Origin of the sequence: Promicromonospora kroppenstedtii DSM 19349, assembly GCF_000515355.1 — a bacterium.
Lineage (GTDB): Bacteria > Actinomycetota > Actinomycetes > Actinomycetales > Cellulomonadaceae > Promicromonospora > Promicromonospora kroppenstedtii.
Genome location: NZ_KI911621.1, coordinates 63,036 through 68,305, shown reverse-complemented (window position 1 = coordinate 68,305; position 5,270 = coordinate 63,036). Strand labels below are relative to the sequence as shown.

Genomic DNA, 5,270 nt, shown 5'->3' with positions numbered 1-5,270 from the left:
CACGGCGCTCGCGGGCCGGCCCGTGTCGGCGCTGGACGCCGTCGCCGGGCGTCCGGCCGCGACGTCGTCGCCGGCGGGGCCGAAGGCACGCAGGTGGAAGAGCGAGTAGCCGTACTGCGGGTGGCCCTGCACGCCCTGCATGCGCACGTACCGTGTGGTCACCGTGGCGGGCTCGGTCGCGTCCGGCGGTACGAGGTCGAGCGTGTCGAGGCGCGCCACGTTCACGTCGGCCGGGTCCGGCTCCGGTTCGGCGACGGTGGTGCTGCCCTCCGCCGTCGTGTAGGTGCGCGACCCGTCCAGCCCGGCGTAGCCGCCCATGGCGAGGTTGCGCACGGACAGGCTCGCGTCGTCCGGCCCCGCGCCCGACGACGCGTAGACCGCGGCGCCGGTCGGCAGCGTGACCTGACCCGCGTACCCGTCGCCGATCCGGAACACCGACGACGTGCCCTCGAAGCCGTCGCGCGGCTGCGTGTAGGTGGTCACGTGGCGCTGGGCCACGGTCGCGTTCGAGTCCGGGTAGAGGAAGGTCGAGCCGCCCGAGGCGTAGAACAGCCACGAGTCGTGCCCGGGCACCCAGGGGAACTTGACGAAGCCCTTGCGGCTGACGGCGCCGGCCCACGTGTCCTGCGTCTGCTGCACGGTCAGACCGGGTACCTCGCCGAAGTCGCGCACGCCGGACAGCCGCTCGAAGAACGCGTCCTGCGGCGTCGGCACCACGGGGCCCTCGGCCGACTCGGCGGCCTCCACGTGCAGCAGGTAGGAGATGGCGATCTCGGCGCGGGCCTCGGGCTCGTACTTGGGCTCACCGGAGAACTTGGTCAGCCGGTTCACGGGCGCGTACGCCTGGTAGTCCGCCAGCGCCGCGGCGAGGTTGACCTCGGCACGGGCGGCGTCGGGGTCGCGCAGCACCTGGGCGAGGAACGCCATCGGGATCACGTCGCGCCCGTACAGGAACTCGCGGTCCCGGACCATGGGCATGAAGGGCTCGCCCTGGTCGGACATGACGAGCTTGATGGACTCCCACAGCTCGGCCGAGTTGGGCTGCCGCGTCAGGATCTCGGGCAGCGGCTCGTCACGCAGCAGGAAGTGGATCGCGTTGCGGGCGCCCGAGCGCCACGAGTCGGACTGGTAGTGCGGCCCGAACGACTCGTGGTTCTCCACGATGTACGTGTCGTGGATGTTGTGCATCGTGTTCGACGAGACGGGCTTGCCCGCGACGACGGCCGGGTTGTTGCGGTCCGCCGTCGGCTGACCCGCGGCGTTGCGGCCCCAGTCGGCGAGCTGCTCGGCCCAGCGGCCGGCGTCGGCGTCGTCGGGCGCCCAGGCGAGCCCGGGGGCGAGGGCCTGCGTGTAGACGCCGACCTCCTCCTGCGCGGTGTCGCCGCGGTACTTGCCCTCGGGCCACTCGGTGGTCCAGCTGCCCGACATGGAGTCGTCGGTGAAGTCGAGGTCGGCCGTGTACCGGGACTGGCCGGTGGCGATGGTCGTGAGGTTGGCCTGGGTCCGCGCGTCGAGCTCGTCCCAGAGCAGCGTGCCCGCGGCCAGGAAGTACGACTGGAAGGTCGAGTCCCAGAAGAGCTGGCGGCCCCAGGTGCCCTCAGGGTCCACGAGACGGTTGGTCGCGGCGAAGTGCTCGATGGTCGCCAGGGTGTGCTCGCGCAGCGTGTCCTCGGGGACACCGGCGAGCTCCGCGTCGTACTCGCCGTGCGTGAGCAGCACCGCGTTGCCGAGGACCACCGCGAAGTTCATGTCCTTGGCCTGGTAGACACCGGCGGACTCGTCCCAGACGGTCTCGACCCAGCGGGTGTGCCGCAGGAGCGCCGCGTAGTAGTTGGCGGCGGTCTCGTCGGGGGCGCCGTACGCGCCGGGCTGGGTGCTCGCGGGCCTGTTGCGTGCCTCGGTGCCCGTGGCCTGCGCCGGCGTGACGACGGCGACCGTGATCGGCAGCGCGAGGCAGGCGACGGCGAGCCCGGCAATCGCTCTGCGGAACGGTCGTGTCCCTGCATGGAGCCGCGGACGGTGGGTGGGCATCGGTGCCTCCAGGGCTGACAGCGCTGTCACGGGTGTTCCGTCAGGAGGCTATCGCACGGGGCGGCGCGGGGGCCATGGCCCTGATGAGGTTCATCAGCAGACGGCGGGCGGTGCTCGTGGGGCTGACGCCGGCGCGCAGCTGGAGCTGGCTGGCGAACGTAGGGTTCGTCGGCGCATGAGCGCTCATGCACCGACGAACCCTACGGCCGGCGCCAGCAGCCGTCCCGCGCACGCCATCAGGCCCCCCGGTCCACCTCGTCCATGTCGCCCGTGGCCGGCACGCCCTCGTCGAGGCCGTAGAGCAGGTGCACGGTTCCGGCGGGGCTGGCGACCGGCGGTTCGAGCAGCGAGAGGTTGGAGGGCACCGCGCCGCCGTCGAACACTTTCTTGCCGACGCCGAGCACGATGGGGTGCACCCACAGGTCGAGGCGGTCGAAGAGCTTCTCGCGCAGCAGCGTCTGCACCAGGTTCAGGCTGCCCACGACCTTGATGTTCTCGTGGCTGTCCCGGATCGCGCGGACGGCGGCCGGCAGGTCCGGGCCGAGCTGCGTGGACCCGGCCCAGGACAGGTCGGGCGTGCCGCGCGAGGCCACGTACTTGGGGACGCGGTTGAACAGCGTGGCGATCTCGAGGCCGGGCACGCCCTCCTGCTGCGGCCAGTACCCGGCGAAGATGTCGTAGGTGCGCCGGCCCAGCAGCAGGGCGTCGGTGCCCTCGTAGGCGGCGTCGATCTGGTCCCCGACGACGGCGTCGATCAGCGGGGCCTGCCAGCCGCCGAACGGGAAGTTCTCCGGGTCCTCCTCGGGGCCGCCGGGCGCCTGCGCGACGAGGTCGAGGGTCGCGAACAGCTCGATCTGGATGATGCCCATGGTGCGCTCCCGGCGGTTTCGTCTTCTCGGACGAAGGGTGGACCTGCCGGGAGCCGCAGACTCATCGGGTCACGGCTCGAGGTAGGTCGCGAGGTTCGTCAGGGAGGACGTCATGCCCTCGGCGTGGTCGCGGGCGCGGACGCCGTAGGGCACGTCGCGCGCAACGATCTCTACGTCGGTGCCCTCGTCGACCGTGCGCAGGTTCCACTCCATCCGCATCGTGCCCTGGAAGGCCGGGTCGTCGGAGGCGAAGTCGACGTCCGTCGCGATCTGCTCGTCCGGGACGAGCCGCGAGACCCGCACCTCGGACACGTCCGAGTCGGCGGAGGTCTTGCCCGGGAAATCGGTGGCGTCGTCGTAGGTCAGCACCAGGCGGTAGGAGCCGCCCTCGCGCATGTCGAAGTTCTCGAACCGGCCGTGCATCCCTGCGGGCGGCAGCCACTCGACCAGGGCATCGGGGTCCGTCAGTGCGGCGAACACCTCGGCCCGGTCGACATGGACGAGCAGGCTGGCGCGGTCGGTTCTACCCATGCTCACGACCATAGGCGCGCCAGGGCCGGCGCGCTCCGAAATGAACGGAACATTCGGGGCATAGACGTCGGGGCGACGGGTCGGCAGGATGCACACATCATTTTTCACCCGACGACCCGGAGGTACCCGTGGCTGGCACGTCGACGCCGGAGCCGCTGACCGGCAAGCAGAAGCGCACCATCGCGGGCGGCGCGATCGGCACGCTGATGGAGTACTACGACTACTACCTGTACGGGCTGGCGTCGGCCGCGATCTTCCCGGCGGTGTTCTTCACCGGCGAGGACCCGGTCGTCGCGCAGCTCTCGTCGTTCGCGACGTTCGCGGTCGGCTTCTTCCTGCGGCCGGTGGGCGGTCTGGTGTTCGGGCCCATCGGCGACCGTGTCGGCCGCAAGATGACGCTGCTGATCACCGTGGTCGGCATGGGCATCGCGACGGCGGGCATCGGCCTGATCCCCGCGGAGTCCTCGATCGGCATCGCCGCCCCGCTGCTGCTGATCTTCTTCCGCATGTGCCAGGGCTTCTTCGTGGGCGGCGAGATGGGCGGCGCGGCGACGCTCGTCGTCGAGCACGCGCCCGTGGGCCGGCGCGGCCTGTACGGCGCGTTCCTGATCAGCGGCGCCGGCATCGCCAACGTCGCCTCCGCCGGCCTGATGGCGGGCCTGGGGCTCGGGCCGGAGACCTGGTTCATGACGTGGGGCTGGCGCATCCCGTTCGTGCTGGGCCTGGTGCTCGCCATCATCGCGATCGTGCTCCGCAGCAAGCTCGAGGAGTCCGACGAGTTCAAGGACACCAAGAAGGCCCAGCAGGACGCCGGCGTGCGGCCCCACCCGATCGCCGAGGTCTTCCGGCACCCCAGGAACGCGATCATGGGCATTCTCATCGGCCTGCCGCAGAGCATCGCCGGATACGTGGTGCTCACGTTCGGGATCGCGTACATGGTCAACCAGCAGCACATCCCGGCCTGGCAGGGGTTCGCCGGGACCATGATCGTCGGCCTGCTGCAGGTCTTCGTCGCTCCCGCGTACGGGTTGCTGTCCGACCGGGTCGGCCGCCGCAAGGTCTACATCGCGGGCTGCGTCGGCTTCGCGCTCCTGGTGTGGCCCACGTTCCTGCTGTTCGGTACGAGCAACCTGATCCTGATCTGGGTCGGCATGATCCTGGGCTTCGTGATCCCCGGCGTGGCCATGCAGGCCACGCTGCAGACCATGCTGGCCGAGATGTTCGACCCGGAGGCCCGCACGACCGGTGTGAACATCGGCTACCAGATCTCCAACACGCTGGGTGGCGGGCTCGCGCCGTTCATCTGCACGGCGCTGGTCGCGGCGGTCGGCGGGGCGATCTGGCCTGTGGTCGTGTACTCCGCCGTGATCTGCCTGGTGGGGGCGATCGCCACCGCGACGGCGAACATCAGCACCGACGGTTCGAGGCTGCACGAGCTGAAGGGGGCGCCGTCGGCGACGTCGGCCGTCTGAGGCCGACGCGAGAGAACGTGTGAAGTCGGTTTGCCCCGGGTCAGGCGCACGGGGACGATGGGCGGCATGACCGCAGCCCCGTCCCCGTCGCCCCGCCCGGCGCGCATTGCCAACCTGGTCCTCGTCGCCCTCGGCCTCGTGGGGGTCGCGCTGATCGGTGTCGCCGTCTGGGTCGCCACCCGTCCATTCGCCGGCGGCTGGTTCGCGTACGCGCCGTTGTCCGCGACGACGTACACACCGTTCATCGCGCCGTCGTCGGCGTGGCCCGCGCTGTTCGCCGGGGCGGGCGCGCTCGCCCTCGGCGCGGTGGCAGGCTACGTCGTCGGACGGCGGGGCCGGCCCGCGAACCCGGTGGCCGACGACGGCG

Annotated in this window: 5 protein-coding genes; 2 read left to right on the top strand and 3 right to left on the bottom strand. The window is 71.2% G+C overall.

Translation table 11 applies throughout. The features are described 5' to 3' along the window. From PROKR_RS05390 to PROKR_RS05380, 3 genes are all read right to left on the bottom strand, one after another. On the bottom strand, nt 1-2,031 hold a 2,031-nt coding region (locus PROKR_RS05390; protein ID WP_245605711.1), incomplete at its 3' end, for a hypothetical protein. 236 nt (nt 2,032-2,267) lie between these two features. Next, on the bottom strand, nt 2,268-2,900 hold the full coding sequence (locus PROKR_RS05385; RefSeq protein ID WP_036960262.1) for a dihydrofolate reductase family protein: 633 nt from the start codon (nt 2,898-2,900) through the stop codon (nt 2,268-2,270). 69 nt (nt 2,901-2,969) lie between these two features. Continuing rightward, the gene (locus tag PROKR_RS05380; RefSeq protein ID WP_036960317.1) at nt 2,970-3,431 is read right to left on the bottom strand and encodes an SRPBCC domain-containing protein; all 462 of its coding nucleotides are present in this window, start codon (nt 3,429-3,431) and stop codon (nt 2,970-2,972) included. Nucleotides 3,432-3,559: 128 nt separating this feature from the next. Here PROKR_RS05380 and PROKR_RS05375 point away from each other — a divergent pair, with 128 nt between their 5' ends. Next, a complete protein-coding gene (locus PROKR_RS05375) occupies nt 3,560-4,903 on the top strand; it encodes an MFS transporter (RefSeq protein WP_036960260.1) in 1,344 nt (447 codons plus the stop codon). Nucleotides 4,904-4,969: 66 nt separating this feature from the next. Then, nucleotides 4,970-5,270, top strand: a 301-nt coding sequence (locus PROKR_RS33930) for a hypothetical protein (protein ID WP_051432696.1), incomplete at its 3' end; no start/stop codon positions are given.